This is a genomic window from Brevundimonas sp. SORGH_AS_0993 (genome assembly GCF_030818545.1).
Lineage (GTDB): Bacteria > Pseudomonadota > Alphaproteobacteria > Caulobacterales > Caulobacteraceae > Brevundimonas.
This window is the reverse complement of the sequence record NZ_JAUTAH010000001.1, coordinates 403,683-421,742: the sequence shown is the minus strand read 5'-3', so window position 1 is coordinate 421,742 and position 18,060 is coordinate 403,683. Positions and strand designations below refer to the sequence as shown.

The following is an 18,060-nucleotide window of genomic DNA, read 5'->3' as shown; positions in this document are numbered from 1 at the left end:
GATGCGCGATGTGGCCGTGATCATCCCCACCCTGCGTCGCCCCGAGAGCCTGGCGCGCGCGCTGCGATCCGTGTTCGCCCAGACCGGGGCGGCGCATCGGATCGCGGCCGTCGTCGTCGCCGACAACGACCCCCAGGGATCGGCCGCCGACCTGATCGCCCAACTGCGCGCCGAGACCGCCCTGCCCCTGATCTATGCGCACGCGCCGACGCCCGGCGTGGCGACGGCGCGCAATGTCGGTCTGGCCCACACCGACACACCCCTGATCGCCTTTCTGGACGACGACGAGGCCGCCTCGCCCCAGTGGCTGACGGCCCTGCTGGAGGCCCAGGCCGCCACAGGCGCCGATGTCGTCTTCGGCCCCATCCACGGACGGGTCCCGCCCGGCACAGGCTGGACGACCGACTATCTGGAGCGGTTCTTCGGCCGCGACGGGCCGCGTGAAACTGGCCTGACCGACATCATCCACGGCTGCGGCAACAGCCTGATGGTCCGCGCCACGGCCTTGCCCGGCGCCGACCCCTTCGACACCGCCATGGACGAGACGGGGGGAGAGGACGACCGCCTGTTCACCGGCCTGCGACAACGAGGCGGGCGCTTCGCCTGGGCCGCCGACGCCTGGGCGGACGAGTTCGCCCCGCCTCACCGCGCCACGTTGACCTACGCCCTGACCCGCGCCTTCGCCTACGGGCAGAGCCCGACACAGATGGCGGCCGCTCGGCGCGACTGGCCCGGCGTGGTCAAATGGATGTTGGTCGGCCTGGCGCAGGTCGGCGTCTGGGGAGCCCTGTCGGTGCTGTCGGCCCTTCTGCGCCGCCCGAATCGCGCCGAGATTTACGACCGATGCGTTCGCGGTCTGGGCAAGGTCTTCTGGACCAAAGGCTTCGAGCCCAAACTTTACGGCCAGGCGATGCTCAAGAGCGGCACAGGCGCCGCTGTGACGTTCTGACAGACTGCGGGCGCTGCGCCGGATCGCCTCGCCAGACAGCGAATAGCGTCAGCCCGTCAGCCGTTCCAGGAACCTTGGCGGCCTATAGGTTGACCGGTTCATGACCACGCCCGCGATGCGTCCGCCCACGGCCTCGATCTCGTCGCGCAAGATGACGGGCTCGTTCGCCGCCGTGCTTGCGGCCGCCACGACCAGCACCGTCATGTCGACGAAGGGCGCCAAGATGATCGCCATGTCGTTGCGATCCGCCGCCGGTGAATCGATCACGATGGTGTCGGCATGGGGCCTCAGGGCGTCCCAGTAGCGGGGATCGCCGATGGCCTCGACCCGATGGCCCGAGCGCAGGGCCTCCATGTGGAAATGGCTCACCCACAGGCGGCCGCCCAGGCAAGAACGCGCCGTCATCAGGCGGGCCGAGGGCATGGGCCTGCCGTCACGCCCTGTCACACGCGGCGTGACGGCGTAGAAGGCCGAACCGTCGGGAGATGCCTGGGCGGGCTTGCCCAGTTGGCCGAACCGATCGGGCTCGGCGGCAATGGTCTCCAACTGCCCCTGCTGAGCCAGATCGCCGTCGATCAGCCAGACGGGCTTTCGGGCGCGCACGGCGGCCAGGCGCGCGAACTCCCGCGCCACGGTCGAGACGCCCTCTCCGGTCGCGGCCGAGGCGAACTGGATCACGCGCGCCCGGTGGGCCGGCGCCGGGCCCAGCGCCGCCCACAGACCCGCCATTTCGGACGTCAGATCGACCATCGAATCGCTAAGCGCGCTCCCTCACGCCTCAGCCTACCACCTATCGCGCCTTGGCGGGCGCCACGGCCAACACCGGCAGGTCCAGGGTCCGACCGACCGAGGCGGGGGTCGCGAAACCCTTGCGCGTGAAGACCCGCAGCAGGCCGACGCACAGGGCGGTGAAGGCCGCGAACAGGAAGACCGCCGCCATCAGCGGAATCTTCAGACTCTTGCCCGTCACGGGTGGTTGGGCGCGCTCGATCACCGTCACATTGTCGGCCCCGGCCGCGACCAGGGCGTTGTCGGCGCGGCTCTGGGTCTCGCGCTGCTGGAACTCGCGGATCGAGGCGCTCAGCACCTCCCGATTGCCGGCCAGGGTGCTGTTCTCGGATTCCAGGGCGGTCAGACGGCTCTGACGCGCACGGATGTCGGCCAACTGACGATCAAGCACGGCTAGGCGTGCGGCCAGCGAATCCCGCTCGGCCCGGGTGTTGATGCGGGTCGTCTCCAGCTCGGTCCAGACGGGGTTAGGGCCGGTGCGAACCTCCTTGGGCCCCACGGCGGCGCCGGTCGAGACATAGGCCTGAAGCTGGGCGATGCGGGCGTCGATGTCCTTCACCGGCTGGGCGTCAGGCTGGTAGCGCGACAGAAGCTGCTCGCGCTCGGTGCGCAGTTGCAGCACCTGGTCCTGGGCCGAAATGTTCAAATCCTGCTGAAGCGCGACCTCTGGCGGGGTGGCGGCCTGTTGCGCTTCCAGAGTCTTCAGGCGCTGGCTGGTCTGGTTCAGCTGGCTCTGGGTCGACATCCGATCAGTGAAGACGGTCTGATAGGTCGCCGCCAGCGTCGTCTTGGCGGCGGTGAAGTCGCCGATGTTGTTCGACGTCAGAAAGGTCTCATAGGCCCGATCCGCCGCGCCCAACTCGTCCTCGAAGGCCACACGCTGGCTGGCGATGGCGGGCGTCTTGTCCTGAAACACCTCGCGGCGATAGGCCAGATACTGCTCGATCACGGCGTTCAGCACGCGCGCCGCCCGTTCCGGATCGTCGGCCTTGTAGGTCAGGTGGATCACCGCGCTGCCCGGCGCGGTCCCGACCCCCAGGCCGGAGCCGATGACCTTGCGCGCCGCCATCTTGGCCGCATCCGGCGATCCCTTGATCTGTTCGCCCAGAATGGCGGCCGGCCCCAGGGCCTCCACGACCCGCTGGGCTACGGCGGCCGAGCCCAGGATGGCGGCTTCGGAATTGGCGACCTCGTCGCCCTGGGGCGCCTGGCCCCGTTCGGCCGTGCCGACCCGGGGTTGGTAGACGTATTCCTGGCCCACGCCGGCGAAGACGGCGCCCGTGGCCGTATAGGTCTTTTTCAACGTCATGGCGGCGGCCACGCCCAGGACCAGAATAACCCCGAAGACCACGATCATCAGCAGCAGTTCGCGCAGCAGCAGGCCGACGACGTCCAGCACGCCATAGCGGGGTCGGGTCGATACATAGGCCGCTGAACGCATGGGGGTGGGCCGAATCCGCTGAAGGCTGTTCTGGTCCACCCTTCGCTCAGTCACGTTAACCGGTCGTTACCTATAAATAGCGAGGGTCGGTTTCAGCGATCCTTGTGCAGGCCGACCGATTCTCATGCATTCAGAACGACGCCTGTTTCTGCTGGCTCTCGGCTCGGTGTCCCTGGCCGCCTCGCTTGCAGCTTGCGGCGGTGGAAACGCCGCGCGGATGCCCCGTCCGGCAGGGGCCGTGCGCCGTGTCGAACAGCCGCGGCGCGAGGACTTTCCAACGATTCCCTTCGCCGCCTGGACGGACGAAGAACCCGAATATCTGCTCTATCCGGGCGACGAGATCGAGGTGGCGACCCCGACGGCGGCGGAACTGACGCGCACGCTCAAGGTCGGCCCGGACGGGCGGATCGCCATGCCCCTGATCGGCCCGGTCATGGCCGCCGACCGAACGCTGCCGGAGCTCGGCCAGGCCGTGTCGGCCGCCTACGCCTCGCAACTGGTGCGGCCGGTGGTGGAGGTGACGCTACGCCAGGCCGGACCGATCCGGGTCTGGGTCGACGGCGAGGTTCGCACGCCGGGCGTTTTCGAGATGACGGGCGATCTGGACGCCTATCAGGCGGTGATCCAGGCGGGCGGCTTCTCGCCGACCTCGCGGCCGGATCGCGTGGCGCTGATCCGGCGCGGTCCGGGCGGAACCCGGATGATGAGGGTGGTGGACCTTCGGCCGCGTCGCGGCGAGGTCGTGGCCCTGCGGCGCGGCGACATCCTTTTCGTGCCGCGCTCGACGCTGGGCGAGCTGGCCGCCTTCTTCACCCAGGTGCGAGCCGCCCTGCCGATCGGCTTCAGCTATTCGATCAACGGCGCACGCGGCAACGGCTTCGCCCAGTTCTAGGGGCGATCAGGCCACCAGCTTGACGACGCCTTGGTCGATATAGCGACGCGCAGCCTTTTGAGCCTCGGCGATCTCCTCGCGCTCCATCTCCCGGCTCATCTCACGGCGATAGACGCGCGCTTCGATCGACCCCTTCATGGCTGCAAGGTTGAAGATCATGTGGGCCGAAACCCGATCCATCGGGCATCCGCCCGAACCCGCCGAATACATCATGCCCAGTTTGAACAGGTCGTCGCCGGACATGTCCGGCGTCGGCAGGGGCAGGCCCTCGGCCTGCGATTCTTGCGCCAGTTCTTGCGCGTTCATCACCGTATCTCCCGATCGCGACCGTTCTGGTCCCGCCTCTGACACACATCAAATACCGCCGGTTTGAAGTTAATGTTAACGGCGGAGCGGCCCTGAGGGACTTTTCCGTAAGCAGAGAATGAACGTCGCCAATGGCGTTCAGAAGTCTGAAATCCTTTGCAAATCGTTCGTTTACAAATACGCCGCCGGATCTGGCCCGCCCCTCCCTTTCAACCTGACATAACCGTTCAGGAGGCGTTCAGCCCGCACGGCCGACCGTGGTCGCATCAACCGACCAAGCCGCCGAGTGGCGGCCGGTCCAGAATGGAGATCGAAGATGAACCGCCTGACCAAGGCCGCTGTCGTCGCCCTCGCCTTGTCGACCTCGGCGGTCCCCCTGCTCGCCGAAGCCCAGTCCCGCCCGCATGAGCGGGGCCATGAACGCCATGACCCTCGTTGGGATCCTCGCGGCCCCGACCATCGCGGTCCCGGCTGGGATCGGGATCGCGGCCCACGCCGTGATTACCGCCCCGACTACCGCCCAGTTCCGCCGCGTGATCGGTGGGATCGCCATGACCGCAACTGGTGGCGTGGACGTTCGGATTTCCGCGGCTATGCCGGACCCCGCCCCGGCTACTGGTACGCGCCCAGCTACGGCTATTATCGAGTCGAACCGCAGTACTATAGCTATCGCTGGCGCACCGGCGCCTATCTGCCGTCACAGTACCGCAGCTACTATGTGCGCGATCCGTACTTCTATGGTCTGAGAGAACCGCCGCGCGGATATCGCTATGTCCATGCGGGCAACGACATCCTTCTGGTCGCAGTGGCCACCGGCTTGATCGCCAGCGTTCTTTCGAACGTCTATTAATCGCGCGCAGAACCGATCGCCCCCGCGACACCCGCGGGGGTTTTTCTTGCCCATTTCGATCCCAAACGGTGTTCAGCCAGGGTTCATCGGGACGGCGCGATCCTTGCTTCAAGCCGTCGACTTCGGCGTGCAGGAACGAACGACCATGAAACGCCTATTGATGGCCTTCACCGCCATTGCCGCCGTCGCCGGTCCCCTGGCCACCGCATTGCCCGCCTTCGCCCAGGAAGAACCGGCGCCCCGCGAACGCCCGGCGCGGGAGCGCGGCGTCCGTCCCGAAATCCGCGATGCCGACGCCCCGACCATGACGGAACGCGCCCGCCCGCCGCGTCCCGAACGGGCGGACGCCGATGTCGCTCGCCGTGAGCGTCCGAACCGGCCTGATGGCTGGGGCCGGCCCGACCAGAACCGGCCCGACCAGTCCCGCCTGGAACGGCCCCGCCTGGAACGGCCCGATCGCCCCGAAGGCTGGAACAGACCCGATCAACCTCGTCCCGAGCGGCCCGAGCGGCCCGAGGACTGGACACGCCCCGACAGGCCACTTCAGGTTCAGCCTGGACCCAACGGCCCCGAGCGCCCCGGCGCCGCCGGCCCCGAACGGCCGGACCAGGACCTGAGCCGTCCCGGTCGTCCAGGCAGCGGCTGGAATCGTCCGGATCGTCCCGAGACCGGGTGGAATCGGCCCGACCGACCGGCGATCCGCCCCGGCCCGCCCGACCGCCACGGCGCGGATCGCCGACCAGATCGCGACCGTCGTCATGAAGAGTTCCGTCGTCGGTTCGACAGCGATCAGTGGCGGCGTGACTTCTATCGTGACCATCGGTCCGACTGGTGGCGCAACGATCACCGCTTCCGGGACTATAACGGCGTTCGATTCGGCTTCTACTTCGCGCCGGGCTGGGGCTATTATAGCGTCCCCCGCTCCTATTGGGGTCGGTCATGGTCGGTCGGCCAGTATTTGCCGGACGTCTTCTGGCGCTATCAGCTGAACGACTGGCGCACCTACGGCCTGGGCTATCCGCCCGTCGGCACGCGCTGGGTGTCTGTCGACAACACGATCTATCTGATCGACGACTTCGACGGCTACATCATCGACGTCATCCGCGACGCCTGGCGCTGGTAAGGCCGCAATGAAGAAGGCCCGGAGATCGCTCTCCGGGCCTTCTCTCGTCGAACGGGTCGCTCAAGCAGCGAACGACCGCGTCGCGGGCATTAGCGACCAGCCGGGGATTTGGGGGCCGCATCCCCCCCTGTATCAAAGCCCCAGCTTGGCCTTCAGGATGTCATTGACCGCCGCGGGATTGGCCTTGCCCCCCGTGGCCTTCATGACCTGACCGACGAACCAGCCGATGGCCTGGGGCTTCTCCGCCACCGCCCCCGCCTTGTCGGGATTGGCGGCGATGATCTCGTCCACGGCCTTTTCTATGGCGCCGGTGTCCGTGACCTGTTTCAGCCCGTGCTTCTCCACCACCTCAGCCGGCGAACCCTCGCCGTTCCAGACCAGGTCAAAAACTTGCTTGGCGATCTTGGACGAGATGACGTTGGTCTCGATCAGTTCGACCAACTGGGCGACATGGGCCGCCGGCAGCGGGTTCTCGCTGAAGTCCTTGCCCTCGGCCGCCAAGCGCGCCGACACCTCGTTCGTGACCCAGTTCGACACCAGCTTGGCGTCTCGACCTTTCGCCGCCGCCTCGAAATAGTCGGCCTTGGCCTGCTCCGAGATCAGCACGATGGCGTCGTACTGCGACAGGCCATACTCGCTCATCAATCGCTTGCGCTTGTCATCCGGCAGTTCGGGCAGCGACGCCTTGATCTCGGCGATCCAAGCCTCTTCCAAGTCTAGCGGCAGCAGGTCGGGGTCGGGGAAGTAGCGATAATCCTGCGCCTCCTCCTTGGACCGCATCGACCGCGTTTCGCCCTTTACGGGATCGAACAGACGGGTCTCCTGGATGATCGAACCGCCGTCCTCCAAAATCTCGATCTGGCGGCGCGCCTCATACTGGATCGCTTGAGAAATGAAGCGGAAGCTGTTGACGTTCTTGATTTCGCAGCGCGTGCCCAGGAAGCTGAAATCGCCCGTCGCCTTGAACTTGTCATAGCTGCCCGCGCGGCACACCGAGACGTTGACGTCGGCGCGCAGATTGCCCTTCTCCATGTCGCCGTCGCAGGTGCCCAGATAGATCAGGATGGTCCGGATCTTCTTCACATAGGCGACTGCCTCTTCCGGCGTGCGCAGATCGGGGCGCGAGACGATTTCCATTAGCGCCGTGCCGGCCCGGTTCAAGTCGACATAGCTCTCGGTCGGCGACAGGTCGTGGATCAGCTTGCCGGCGTCCTGCTCCAGGTGCAGCCGCTCGATGCCGACGTTGAAGAAGCTGCCGTCCTCGGCCTCCACCTCGACCACGCCTTCACCCACGATGGGGTAATAGAGTTGGCTGATCTGATAGCCGGTCGGCAGGTCGGGATAGAAGTAGTTCTTGCGGTCGAACTGGCTGCGCCTGTTGATCTGCGCCCGCAGGCCCAGGCCCGTTTTCACCGCCTGTTCGACGCAGTGCTTGTTCAGCGTCGGCAGCATCCCGGGAAAGCCCGCATCCACCAGCGACACCTGCTCGTTCGGTCCTGCGCCAAAGCCCACGGCCGCCCCGGAGAACAGCTTGGCCTTGGACGCCACCTGGGCGTGGATTTCCAGCCCCATGACGATTTCCCAATCGCCGGTGCGGCCCTTGATGGTTTTCGCGGTCGAAACAGTGTCGGTCATGCGCCCGTCCTAGCGCCCTCGTCGGCGACGAGAAAGGGGTGTCTTAATCCTGACGCCAATCGCGTTGCATCTTCGACTGTCAACTCGGAGATAATCGATGACCAAGACTCTGCTGGCCGCCGCTACGGCCTCGCTTCTCGTCACGGGCGCCGCCTCGGCCCAGACCGCGCCCCATGGCACGACCCAGAATACGACTCAGGCTCCGCCGGCGCCTCATGCTCATGCCGCTCATGCGGCGCGCCCGACCATCGACAGTTCCATCGAGGCCCTGGTCAACGACCCGGCGACCAAGGCGGTTCTGATCAAGCACCTGCCGGGCCTGGACCATCATCCCGCCTATGGCCAGTTCAAGGGCATGACCCTGCGCCAGGTCGCCCCCTATTCCCAGGGCAAGATCACCGATGCGGTCATCGCCGCCATCGACGCCGACCTGAAGGCCCTGCCCGCCGCCTGACACGCGAACGGGGCGGCCGATCAACCGCCACCCCGCTCCTTGCTCATGGGTCGATGGAGTCAGTTGATGCTCATCACGACCCGGCCTTCGATCTGACCCTTGTGCATCCGTTCGAAGATGCTGTTGATGTTCTCCAGCGGTTCGACCGAGACCGTCGCCTTGACCTTCTCGTCGGCGGCGAACTGAAGCGCCTCCTGCAGGTCCAGACGGGTGCCGACGATCGAGCCGCGCACCGTCGTCCCGTTCAGCACCATGTCGAAGATCGACAAGGGGAAGTCCCCGGGCGGCAGGCCGTTGAGGGCGATGGTCGCCCCGCGCGAGGTCATGTTGACCGCCTGTTCGAACGCCTTGGGCGAAACGGCCGTGACCAGCACGCCCTGCGCGCCGCCGTCGGTCTGGGCCTTGATGTCGGCGGCGGGGTCGTTGGAGGTCTTGGCGTTGACCGTCACGGTCGCCCCAAGCCGACGCGCCAGGTCCAGCTTGGCGTCGTCCACGTCCACGGCGGCGACGTTCATGCCCATGGCCTTGGCGTACTGGACCGCGACGTGACCCAGCCCGCCGATGCCCGAGATCACCACCCAGTCGCCCGGCTTGGTGTCCGTCATCTTCAGCCCCTTATAGACCGTCACCCCAGCGCACAGGATCGGGGCGATGTCGTTGAAACTGACGTTGGCGGGCAGATGGCCGACGTAGTTCGGATCGGCGATGGCATATTCGGCAAAGCCGCCATTGACCGAATAGCCGGTGTTCTGCTGCTCGTGGCACAGGGTCTCCCAACCGCCGAGACAGTGTTTGCAGTGACCGCAGGACGAATAGAGCCACGGAATGCCGACCCGGTCGCCTTCCTTGACCAGCTTGACCCCCGCGCCCACGGCCGAGACATAGCCTACGCCTTCATGGCCGGGGATGAAGGGCGGGTTGGGCTTGACGGGCCAGTCGCCCTCGGCGGCGTGCAGGTCGGTGTGGCACACGCCCGACGCCTCGATCTTGACCTGGATCTGCCCGGGACCGGGCTGCGGGATTTCGACCTCGTCGATGGTCAGCGGCTTGCCGAACTGGCGCACGACGGCGGCCTTCATGGTCTTGGCCATGGCGTATCCTCCTCGATTTCAAGGGAAGACGACGGACGGACCGAAAGCAGGACACCGGCCCGCCCGCCGGGAAGTCTCGCGCGCCGTATGAGTGGTTCGGCGCGCAGGGCGAAGGATGACCGATCCGGGACCGGCCATCCTTGATTCAGATCAGAAGAAGCCCAGCTTGTCCGGGCTGTAGCTGACCAGCAGGTTCTTGGTCTGCTGATAGTGGTCCAGCATCATCCGGTGGTTTTCACGCCCGATGCCCGACTTCTTGTAGCCCCCGAACGCCGCGTGGGCCGGATACTGGTGATAGCAGTTGGTCCACACCCGTCCGGCCTGAATGGCGCGGCCGGCGCGATAGGCGGTGTTCATGTCGCGCGACCACACCCCGGCGCCCAGGCCGTATTCGGTGTCGTTGGCGATGGCGATAGCCTCTTCCAGCGTCTTGAAGGTGGTCACGGCGAGAACGGGGCCGAAGATCTCTTCCTGGAAGATCCGCATGTTGTTCGTACCCTTGAACACGGTCGGTTCGACATAGAAGCCGCCCGACAGATCGTCCTTCAGCACCGCCTGATGGCCGCCGGTCAGAACCTCGGCGCCTTCGTCCGCGCCGATCTTCAGATAGCCCAGGATCTTCTTCAGCTGCTGGTCCGACGCCTGGGCGCCGACCTGGGTTGAGGGATCGAGCGGATCGCCCTGCTTGATCGCCTTCACCCGCGCGATCGCCTTCTCGATGAAGGCGTCATAGATGTCCTCGTGCACCAGGGCCCGGCTGGGGCAGGTGCAGACCTCGCCCTGGTTCAGGGCGAACATGGCGAAGCCTTCCAGCGCCTTGTCCAGGAAGGCGTCGTCGTGATCCATCACGTCCTTGAAGAAGATGTTGGGCGACTTGCCACCCAGCTCCAGCGTGACCGGAATGATATTCCTGGTCGCATATTCCATGATCTTCTGACCGACGGCGGTTGAGCCGGTGAAGGCGATCTTGGCGATGCGGGGATTGGTGGCCAGCGGCTCACCGACCTCGACGCCCGTGCCCGACACGATGTTTAGCACGCCGGCAGGCAGCAGATCCTGGATCAGCTCGACCACCAGAAGGATCGACGCCGGGGTCTGTTCGGCCGGTTTCAACACGATGCAGTTGCCCGCCGCCAGGGCCGGAGCGATCTTCCAGGCAGCCATCAGGATCGGGAAGTTCCAGGGGATGATCTGCCCGACCACGCCCAGCGGCTCGTGGAAATGATAGGCGACCGTGTCGTGGTCCAGCTCCGAAATCCCACCTTCCTGGGCACGGATGCAGCCGGCGAAATAGCGGAAGTGATCAACGGCCAAGGGGATGTCGGCGGCCAGGGTTTCGCGCACCGGCTTGCCGTTATCCCAGGTCTCGGCCTCGGCGACGGCTTGCAAATTGGCTTCGATCCGGTCGGCGATCCTGTTCAGGATGACGGCGCGCTGGGCCGGGCTGGTCTGGCCCCAGGCGTCCTTGGCGGCATGGGCGGCGTCCAACGCCAGTTCGACATCGGCCGCGTCCGAACGCGCGACCTCACACAGGACGCGGCCGTTCACCGGGGAGGTGTTCTCGAAATAGCGGCCGTTGACGGGCGGGACCCACTGTCCGCCGATGAAATTATCGTAGCGCGCCTTGAACTTGGGCGTCACGGCGCGGATGAATTCGGGCTTGGTCATGATGGCCTCCTGGATCTTCCTCTGGCGTCGGTTGTCGACGTCTTTGGGTTCAGAAGCTCATCCTCGGACGGTCGAGGCGCCAGTCCGGCGTTTCATGCTGCAGCGCAAACCTGTCTCAGTATTGCGACAGGTCGGCTCAATGAGCCGCGCCGTGCGGCTCGGCCAAACCCAGCCGGTGCAGTTTGCGATGCAGGGTCGCGCGACTGACGCCCAGAGCCCGCGCGGCGGCCGAGACATTGCCGTTGTTCAAGGCCAGGGCCCGTCTGACCGCCCCGCGCTCGGCCTCCAGCAGGTCGGCCTCGATGGAGCCGGGGCCCAGGATTTCAGACGCCGCCAGTTGGGCCGCGATGCGCTCGTCGGTAATGGAAAAGGCCAGACGCGCCGCCCGTGTCGCCCCGATCACCAGATCGTCCCGATCCACGGCCAAAAGGGCCGCCGCATTCCGCTCGGCCGCATCGCCCGCCAGCACGATCCGGGCGTCGGAAAAGGCCTGGCGGAAGGCCTGGGCCTCGATGGCGCGAGCGGCGTCGGCGACGGCGGCGCCGATCAGGCCCAGCATGGCCTCGGTCTGATCGGCCCGGCAGGATGACACGTCCAGCGCCCCGGCAAGACGGCCGCGATGGTCGTGGATCGGATGGCTGGAGCAACTCAGCCCCGTGTTGCGCGTGTGGAAATGCTGATCCCGATGGATCGTCACCGCGCGTCTCTCGGCCAGGGCGGTGCCGATGCCGTTGGTGCCCTCCACAGCCTCGGACCAAACGGCGCCGGGCCACAGGCCCCAGCGATGGAACGTCTCGTCGTCGCAGACCGCCCCGCGTCGTTCGACCGGTACGCCCTCGGCGTCGCACAGCAGGACACAGCAGCCCGCATCGCCTACGGCCAGAAACAGACGATCCAGCACGCCTTGAGCCGCGCGCGTGACCGGCTCCATCGCCTCACGCGCCTGACGCAACTGGGCTTCGGTCAGGGTGGCGACTTGGCCCCGGCTTTCGGGGTCCAGACCGTACAGCGTCATGGATCGCCGCCACGACGCCGCCAGCGCCGAGCGCGCCGGTCCTGCGCCGTCGTCCAGAACCTGTTTGATCAGGCTTCGATGGTCGTTTCCCGTCCGGTCGCCCATGGTTTGGTCCCAGGCTTTGTTCGGGAGCTATCAGACGCCCGTAAGGCGTGATCGTCAATGCGACCGATCTACCACCACGGGTCGGGGCGGGCCGAAAAACCCGCCGCCTTCTCCAGGGCCGCGCCGACCTGGAACACCGTCGCCTCGTCAAGCGCCTTGCCGATCACCTGAAGACCCAGCGGCAAGCCATTGGAATCCAGACCCGCCGGCACCGACAGGCCCGGCAGACCGGCCAGATTGGTCGTCACCGTAAAGACGTCGTTCAGATACATGGTCAGGGGGTCGATCTGCTTGTCGCCCAACGCAAAGGCGGCCGACGGGGTCGACGGCGTCAGGATGGCGTCCACCCGCCCCCAGACATTGTCGAAGTCTTCGGCGATGCGGCGACGCACCTTCAGCGCCTTGACATAATAGGCGTCGTAGAAACCGGCCGACAGCACATAGGCGCCGATGGTCAGGCGACGCTGAACCTCCTTGCCGAAGCCCTCGGCGCGAGACGTGGCGTACAGGTCGTCCAGCGACTTGAAGTCGTCCGCGCGGTGCCCGAACCGCATCCCGTCATAACGGGCCAGGTTCGACGAGGCCTCGGCCGGCGCCACTATATAATAGGTCGGCAGCGCGTATTTGGTGTGCGGCAAGCTGATCTCGACGATCTCGCAGCCCGCGTCCTTCAGCCAGGCCACGCCCTGATCCCACAGCGCCTGGATCTCGGCCGGCATCCCGTCCACGACATATTCGCGCGGCACGCCGATGCGCAGGCCCTTGACCGACTGGCCGACCGATTGCGTCCAGTCGGGCGTCGCGATGTCCAGGCTGGTCGAATCCCTGGCGTCGAACGAGCACATGGATTGCAGCAGCAGGGCCGCATCCTCGACCGTCTTGGTGATCGGCCCGGCCTGGTCCAGCGACGACGCAAAGGCCACCATGCCGAACCGGCTGGCGCGGCCATAGGTGGGCTTGATCCCGACCGTGCCGGTGAAGGCGGCGGGCTGGCGGATCGAACCGCCGGTGTCCGAAGCGGTCGCGGCCAGGCACAGGTCGGCCGCCACGGCCGACGCCGAACCGCCGGACGAACCGCCCGGCGTCAGATCGGCGTTGGAGCCGTTCGACTTCCACGGGTTCTTGACCGGACCAAAGGCCGACGTCTCGTTGGACGAGCCCATGGCGAACTCGTCCATGTTCAGCTTGCCCAGCATGACCGCCCCGTCGCGCCACAGATTGGCGGTGACGGTCGATTCATAGGGCGGGACGAAGCCGCGCAGCATGTTGGACCCAGCCGTCGTCTGCACGCCCTCGGTGCAGAACAGGTCCTTGATCCCCAGCGGCGCGCCTTCCAGCGCCCCGGCTTCGCCCGAGGCGATGCGGGCGTCGGACGCGCGGGCCATGTCCATGGCCTTGTCCGCCGTCACCTCGACATACGCGTTCAGGGTCGGATTGGCGGCCTCAATATTGGTCAGGAATGCCTGGGTGATTTCGGCCGAGGAGAAATCCTTGGCCTTCAGCCCGTCGACGGCGCCCTTCAGTGTCAGTTTGGTCAGGTCGCTCATGACTATTCGACCACCTTGGGCACGACGAAGAAGCCGTCCGCCGACTTCGGCGCATTCGACAGGACCGCATCGACCTTGGCGCCGTCGGTGACGATGTCTTCACGCAGACGCAGGGGCTGGGCGACGTTCGAGGTCATCGGCTCCACGCCTTCGACATCCACCTGATCCAACTGCTCGATCCAGGCCAGGATGCCGTTCAGCTCCTGCGCCAGAGGCTCCAGCCGATCCTCGGGGGTCTTGATGCGGGCGAGATGCGCAACCTTGCGCACCGTCGCAGCGTCGATGGCCATGCGGCCCTCCAATGCACGTCGATTATGTACCGATAGGGTTTGTATCGGCGGGATTAGCCTTCCGACCCCGGATTCACAAGGCGACGCCTTTGACTTCCTGCGCTTTGCGGCCTACCGCCCGGCCGTGCCCGTCCTCGACCTTCTCGAACTCCCCGCCGCCTGCCCGCCCGACACGCCGTGGATGGGGCTGGACCTGGGCGAGAAGACCATCGGTGTCGCCGTGTCGGACGCCACGCGCCTGATCGCCTCGCCGCTGGAGCTGATCCGCAAGTCCAGGTTCACGCATGAGGCTGAACAGCTTTTCAAGCTGATGGCGCATCGCAAGGTCTCGGCTCTGGTCATCGGCCTGCCCGCCAATATGGATGGCACGGAAGGACCGCGCGCCCAGTCGTGCCGCGCCTTCGCCCGCAATCTGGAGCGGCTGCGCCCCGTCAACGTCGCCTTCTGGGACGAGCGCCTGTCCACCAGCGCCGTCGAACGCTTCCTGATCGAGGATCTGGACCTGAACCGCAAACGCCGTGCCCAGGTCGTGGACCGAACGGCCGCCGCCTGGATCCTGCAAGGGGCGCTGGATAGGGTTCGGGATCAGGCGACCTGAGTTTGACGGCCCTGATCGCCGGCGTCCTGCCGGTCTTTCTGATGATCGCCCTGGGCTATGGCTTGCGAAAGTCCGGCTTTCTGCCCGACGAGGCCTGGCGGCCGATCGAGAAACTGTCGATCAACATCTTCTATCCCAGCTTCCTGATCCCCGCGATCTGGCACGCAGACCTCGCCGGGGGCGGCGCGACCGTGGCGGGGGCTGCGGCGGTGGGGGCGACCCTGATCGTGGCGGCGGCGACCCTGGCGGCCAAGCCCCTGATCACCCTGGACGGCCCGGCCTACACCAGCGTCTTTCAGGGCGTGATCCGCTGGAACAGTTTCGTCTTCGTGCCGGTGATCCAGTCGATCTACGGCTCCGAAGGCACGGCGCTCGCCGCCGTGGCCATCGCCTTCATCATTCCGGTGACGAACATCGCCTGCGTCGCCGTGCTGGCCAGATGGGGGGCGTTGCATCGCGAGCCTTCGGTCGTCGGCCTCATCAAGTCGATGCTGGCCAATCCGATCCTGCTGGCCTGCCTGATCGGCCTGGCGCTGAATTTCCTGCGTGTTCCGCTGATCCCCGGCCTGTCCGAGGTGATGGACCTTCTGGGCGCCGCCGCCCTGCCACTGGGCCTGATCGTCGCGGGGGCGGGCTTGTCCTTCGCCGAGGTCAAACGCCGTCGAAAGACCATCGCCGCCGTCACCCTGGTCAAGCTGGGCGTCATGCCGCCGATGATGTGGTTCATCGCCTGGGCGCTGGGTGGCGACAGCCTGGCCCAGGGGATCGCCCTGATCTGCGGCGCCGCGCCGGGTTCGGCGGCCTCCTATGTCCTGGCGCGCCAGATGGGCGGCGACGCGCCCCTGATCGCGGGCGTCATCGCCCTGACCACCGTGGGCAGCGCCGTGGTCATCCCCATCCTTCTGGCCCTGTTTCACTTCACCTGACTGGCGCTCACGTCAGGCGTTCCAGTCTGGCGTTTGGGGCGAGTCGCGCCTATAGCCGCGTCTCGATGACCCAGCCCTCCCTCGTCACCGACCAGACAATTCAGGAGCGGCTGGTCCCGTTCCCGAAATCCCACTTCCTCGCCGCGTCGGACCTCAATCCGTATGTGACGCCGCAGTTGCTGGACCTGGGCGACGCCTTCGTCGACTTCAATCGCCAGTCGTCCAAGGCGTTGGACGTGCTGCACGGCCGCACGGTCGTGAACCTGTTCTTCGAGAACTCGACCCGCACTTCCTCCTCGTTCGAGATCGCCGCCAAGCGTCTGGGCGCCGACGTCGTGACCATGCCGGTCGCCGCCTCCTCGGTGAAGAAGGGCGAGACGCTGATCGACACGGCGGTGACGCTGAACGCCATGAAGCCCGACATTCTGGTCGTTCGTCACTCGGCCTCGGGCGCGGCCGAACTGCTCAGCCAGAAGGTCGGATGCGCCGTGGTCAACGCCGGGGATGGTCGCCATGAGCACCCGACCCAGGCCCTGCTGGACCTGCTGTCCCTGCACCGCGCCTTCGGCGACGTGACCAGCCTGACCGTGGCCATCTGCGGCGACATCACCCACAGCCGCGTGGCCCGGTCCAACGTCGCCCTGTTGCAGATGATGGGCGCGCGCGTGCGCCTGATCGGCCCGCCGACCCTGGTGCCCGGCGACGCCGACCGCTGGGGCTGCGAGGTCTTTCACGACATGCGCGAAGGCTTGCAGGGCTGCGACGTGGTGATGATGCTGCGCCTTCAGCTTGAGCGGATGGCCGGCGCCCTGGTCCCCTCGACCCGCGAATATTTCCGCTTCTGGGGTCTGGACCGCGAGAAGCTGGCCTGGGCCAAGCCGGGCGCCAAGGTCATGCACCCCGGCCCGATGAACCGGGGCGTCGAGATCGATTCCGACGTCGCCGACGACCTGGATGTCTCCCTGATCCAGGACCAGGTCGAGATGGGCGTCGCCGCCCGCATGGCCGTCCTGGCCTCCCTCTCCGCCCGTTGGGGAGACAAGTGATGTCGCCGCGCAGGTCCTCCCCCGCTCCGCTTCGCTTCTCGGTGGAGGATTTCCAATGACCACCCTCGCCATCCTCAACGCCCGCGTTCTGGATCCCGCCACCGGCTATGACGGCCCTGGCGGCGTGCTGATCGAGAACGGCCGCATCGTCCGCGTCATGCACGGCGCGGCGGAAATCGACGCAGACCAGACCGTAGACGCCGACGGCCTGTGCCTCGCTCCGGGCCTGATCGACATTCGGGTCAAGACCGGCGAACCGGGCGCCGAGCCCAAGGAGACGCTGAAGTCCGCCAGCCTGGCCGCCGCCGCCGGGGGCGTCACCACCATCGTGGTCCAGCCCGACACCGACCCCGCCGTCGACGATCCGGCGATGATCGACTTCATCCAGCGTCGCGGCGCGGCCCTGAATCTGGTCAATGTCCGTGCCGCCGGCGCCGCCACAAAGGCCCTGGACGGCCAGCGCATGGCCGAGATCGGCCTGATGGACGAGGCCGGCGCCCTGTATTTCACCGACGGCGACAAGGTCATCGTCAACAGCCGCACCCTGCAACGGGTGATGAGCTACGCCGCCGCCTTCAACGCCTTGATCGCCTGCCGCCCATCCGACCCCTGGCTGACCGAAGGCGCCGTCGCCGCCTCCGGCGAACTGGCCACGCGCCTCGGTCTGTCGGGCAGCCCCGCCATCGCCGAACGCATCGGGCTTGAACGCGACCTGGCCCTGGTCGAACAGACCGGCGCCCGATTCCTGGTGGACCAGATTTCGACCGAAGGCGCGCTGGAAACCCTGGCTCGCGCCCGCGCCAAGGGGCTGGAGGTCGCCGTCAGCGTCTCGATCAACCACCTGTGCTTCAACGAGGTGGACATCGGCGATTACCGCACCTTCTACCGGCTGGACCCGCCGCTGCGATCCGAGGCCGACCGTCAGGCGTTGATCGAGGCCGTGCGCGGCGGCCTGATCGACGTCATCACCTCGGCCCACGCCCCCGCCCCCGCCGAAGACAAGCGCCGCCCGTTCGCCGAGGCCGCGCCCGGCGCCGTCGGCCTGGAAACCCTGCTTCCCGCCGCCCTGACGTTGCACCACGAGGACGGTCTGGACCTGCTGGACGTCCTTCGGCCCCTGACGCACGGCCCCGCCGCCCTGCTAGGTCTCGACGCCGGCGTTCTGGCCGAGGGCGCGCCCGCAGATCTGGTCCTGTTCGACCCCGGCGCGCCGATCATTGTCGATGCGGACGCCCTGCGCTCCAAGTCCAAGAACTCGCCCTTCGACGGCCGTCGCCTCCAGGGCAAGGTGGTCGGAACCTGGGTGGGTGGTCGCAAGGTTCACTGACGCCAGGC

At 66.8% G+C, this 18,060-nt stretch carries 18 protein-coding genes; 9 read left to right on the top strand and 9 right to left on the bottom strand.

From position 1 onward, the window contains the following. Position 1: 1 nt before the first annotated feature. Positions 2-949, top strand: coding sequence for a glycosyltransferase family 2 protein (locus QE389_RS02250; RefSeq protein ID WP_307364250.1), 948 nt, complete (start codon positions 2-4; stop codon positions 947-949). A gap of 48 nt (positions 950-997) precedes the next feature. Here QE389_RS02250 and QE389_RS02245 read toward each other — a convergent pair whose 3' ends face one another. Both QE389_RS02245 and QE389_RS02240 read right to left on the bottom strand, forming a co-directional pair. Then, positions 998-1,699: a hfsB gene (locus tag QE389_RS02245; RefSeq protein WP_307364248.1), complete on the bottom strand. Its 702-nt coding sequence runs from the start codon at positions 1,697-1,699 to the stop codon at positions 998-1,000. A 40-nt stretch (positions 1,700-1,739) separates the two neighbouring features. Continuing rightward, positions 1,740-3,179, bottom strand: coding sequence for a chain-length determining protein (locus QE389_RS02240; RefSeq protein WP_307364247.1), 1,440 nt, complete (start codon positions 3,177-3,179; stop codon positions 1,740-1,742). 124 nt (positions 3,180-3,303) lie between these two features. Between QE389_RS02240 and QE389_RS02235 the strand changes: the two genes are divergently transcribed. Then, complete coding sequence (locus QE389_RS02235) at positions 3,304-4,071, top strand: polysaccharide biosynthesis/export family protein (RefSeq protein WP_307364245.1); 768 nt, start codon at positions 3,304-3,306, stop codon at positions 4,069-4,071. Positions 4,072-4,077: 6 nt separating this feature from the next. On the opposite strand, the gene QE389_RS02230 is transcribed toward QE389_RS02235, so the two are convergent. Continuing rightward, complete coding sequence (locus QE389_RS02230) at positions 4,078-4,377, bottom strand: sel1 repeat family protein (RefSeq protein WP_307364243.1); 300 nt, start codon at positions 4,375-4,377, stop codon at positions 4,078-4,080. A 316-nt stretch (positions 4,378-4,693) separates the two neighbouring features. Between QE389_RS02230 and QE389_RS02225 the strand changes: the two genes are divergently transcribed. Both QE389_RS02225 and QE389_RS02220 read left to right on the top strand, forming a co-directional pair. Continuing rightward, positions 4,694-5,227, top strand: coding sequence for an RcnB family protein (locus QE389_RS02225; protein ID WP_307364241.1), 534 nt, complete (start codon positions 4,694-4,696; stop codon positions 5,225-5,227). Between the two features lie 145 nt (positions 5,228-5,372). Continuing rightward, positions 5,373-6,350: an RcnB family protein gene (locus QE389_RS02220; RefSeq protein ID WP_307364239.1), complete on the top strand. Its 978-nt coding sequence runs from the start codon at positions 5,373-5,375 to the stop codon at positions 6,348-6,350. Positions 6,351-6,482: 132 nt separating this feature from the next. Here QE389_RS02220 and gatB read toward each other — a convergent pair whose 3' ends face one another. Further along, positions 6,483-7,985, bottom strand: coding sequence for an Asp-tRNA(Asn)/Glu-tRNA(Gln) amidotransferase subunit GatB (gene gatB, locus QE389_RS02215; RefSeq protein WP_307364237.1), 1,503 nt, complete (start codon positions 7,983-7,985; stop codon positions 6,483-6,485). A gap of 97 nt (positions 7,986-8,082) precedes the next feature. Here gatB and QE389_RS02210 point away from each other — a divergent pair, with 97 nt between their 5' ends. Beyond that, positions 8,083-8,439: a hypothetical protein gene (locus QE389_RS02210; RefSeq protein ID WP_307364235.1), complete on the top strand. Its 357-nt coding sequence runs from the start codon at positions 8,083-8,085 to the stop codon at positions 8,437-8,439. A 59-nt stretch (positions 8,440-8,498) separates the two neighbouring features. Here QE389_RS02210 and adhP read toward each other — a convergent pair whose 3' ends face one another. The 5 genes from adhP to gatC all read right to left on the bottom strand — a co-directional run bounded on the left by adhP (position 8,499) and on the right by gatC (position 14,155). After that, positions 8,499-9,530: an alcohol dehydrogenase AdhP gene (gene adhP / locus QE389_RS02205; protein ID WP_307364233.1), complete on the bottom strand. Its 1,032-nt coding sequence runs from the start codon at positions 9,528-9,530 to the stop codon at positions 8,499-8,501. A gap of 150 nt (positions 9,531-9,680) precedes the next feature. Then, positions 9,681-11,198: an aldehyde dehydrogenase family protein gene (locus QE389_RS02200; protein WP_307364231.1), complete on the bottom strand. Its 1,518-nt coding sequence runs from the start codon at positions 11,196-11,198 to the stop codon at positions 9,681-9,683. 136 nt (positions 11,199-11,334) lie between these two features. Then, complete coding sequence (locus QE389_RS02195; RefSeq protein WP_307364228.1) at positions 11,335-12,318, bottom strand: GAF domain-containing protein; 984 nt, start codon at positions 12,316-12,318, stop codon at positions 11,335-11,337. Between the two features lie 68 nt (positions 12,319-12,386). Continuing rightward, the gene (gene gatA / locus QE389_RS02190; RefSeq protein WP_307364225.1) at positions 12,387-13,865 is read right to left on the bottom strand and encodes an Asp-tRNA(Asn)/Glu-tRNA(Gln) amidotransferase subunit GatA; all 1,479 of its coding nucleotides are present in this window, start codon (positions 13,863-13,865) and stop codon (positions 12,387-12,389) included. 2 nt (positions 13,866-13,867) lie between these two features. After that, positions 13,868-14,155, bottom strand: coding sequence for an Asp-tRNA(Asn)/Glu-tRNA(Gln) amidotransferase subunit GatC (gene gatC, locus QE389_RS02185; protein ID WP_307364223.1), 288 nt, complete (start codon positions 14,153-14,155; stop codon positions 13,868-13,870). A gap of 124 nt (positions 14,156-14,279) precedes the next feature. Between gatC and ruvX the strand changes: the two genes are divergently transcribed. The 4 genes from ruvX (at position 14,280) to pyrC (ending at position 18,052) form a co-directional block, all read left to right on the top strand. Continuing rightward, the gene (gene ruvX, locus QE389_RS02180; RefSeq protein ID WP_307364221.1) at positions 14,280-14,753 is read left to right on the top strand and encodes a Holliday junction resolvase RuvX; all 474 of its coding nucleotides are present in this window, start codon (positions 14,280-14,282) and stop codon (positions 14,751-14,753) included. A 2-nt stretch (positions 14,754-14,755) separates the two neighbouring features. Then, the gene (locus QE389_RS02175) at positions 14,756-15,679 is read left to right on the top strand and encodes an AEC family transporter (RefSeq protein WP_307364219.1); all 924 of its coding nucleotides are present in this window, start codon (positions 14,756-14,758) and stop codon (positions 15,677-15,679) included. A gap of 65 nt (positions 15,680-15,744) precedes the next feature. Beyond that, a complete protein-coding gene (locus QE389_RS02170) occupies positions 15,745-16,725 on the top strand; it encodes an aspartate carbamoyltransferase catalytic subunit (protein ID WP_307364217.1) in 981 nt (326 codons plus the stop codon). 55 nt (positions 16,726-16,780) lie between these two features. Continuing rightward, the gene (gene pyrC, locus QE389_RS02165) at positions 16,781-18,052 is read left to right on the top strand and encodes a dihydroorotase (protein ID WP_307364215.1); all 1,272 of its coding nucleotides are present in this window, start codon (positions 16,781-16,783) and stop codon (positions 18,050-18,052) included. Positions 18,053-18,060 lie beyond the last annotated feature (8 nt).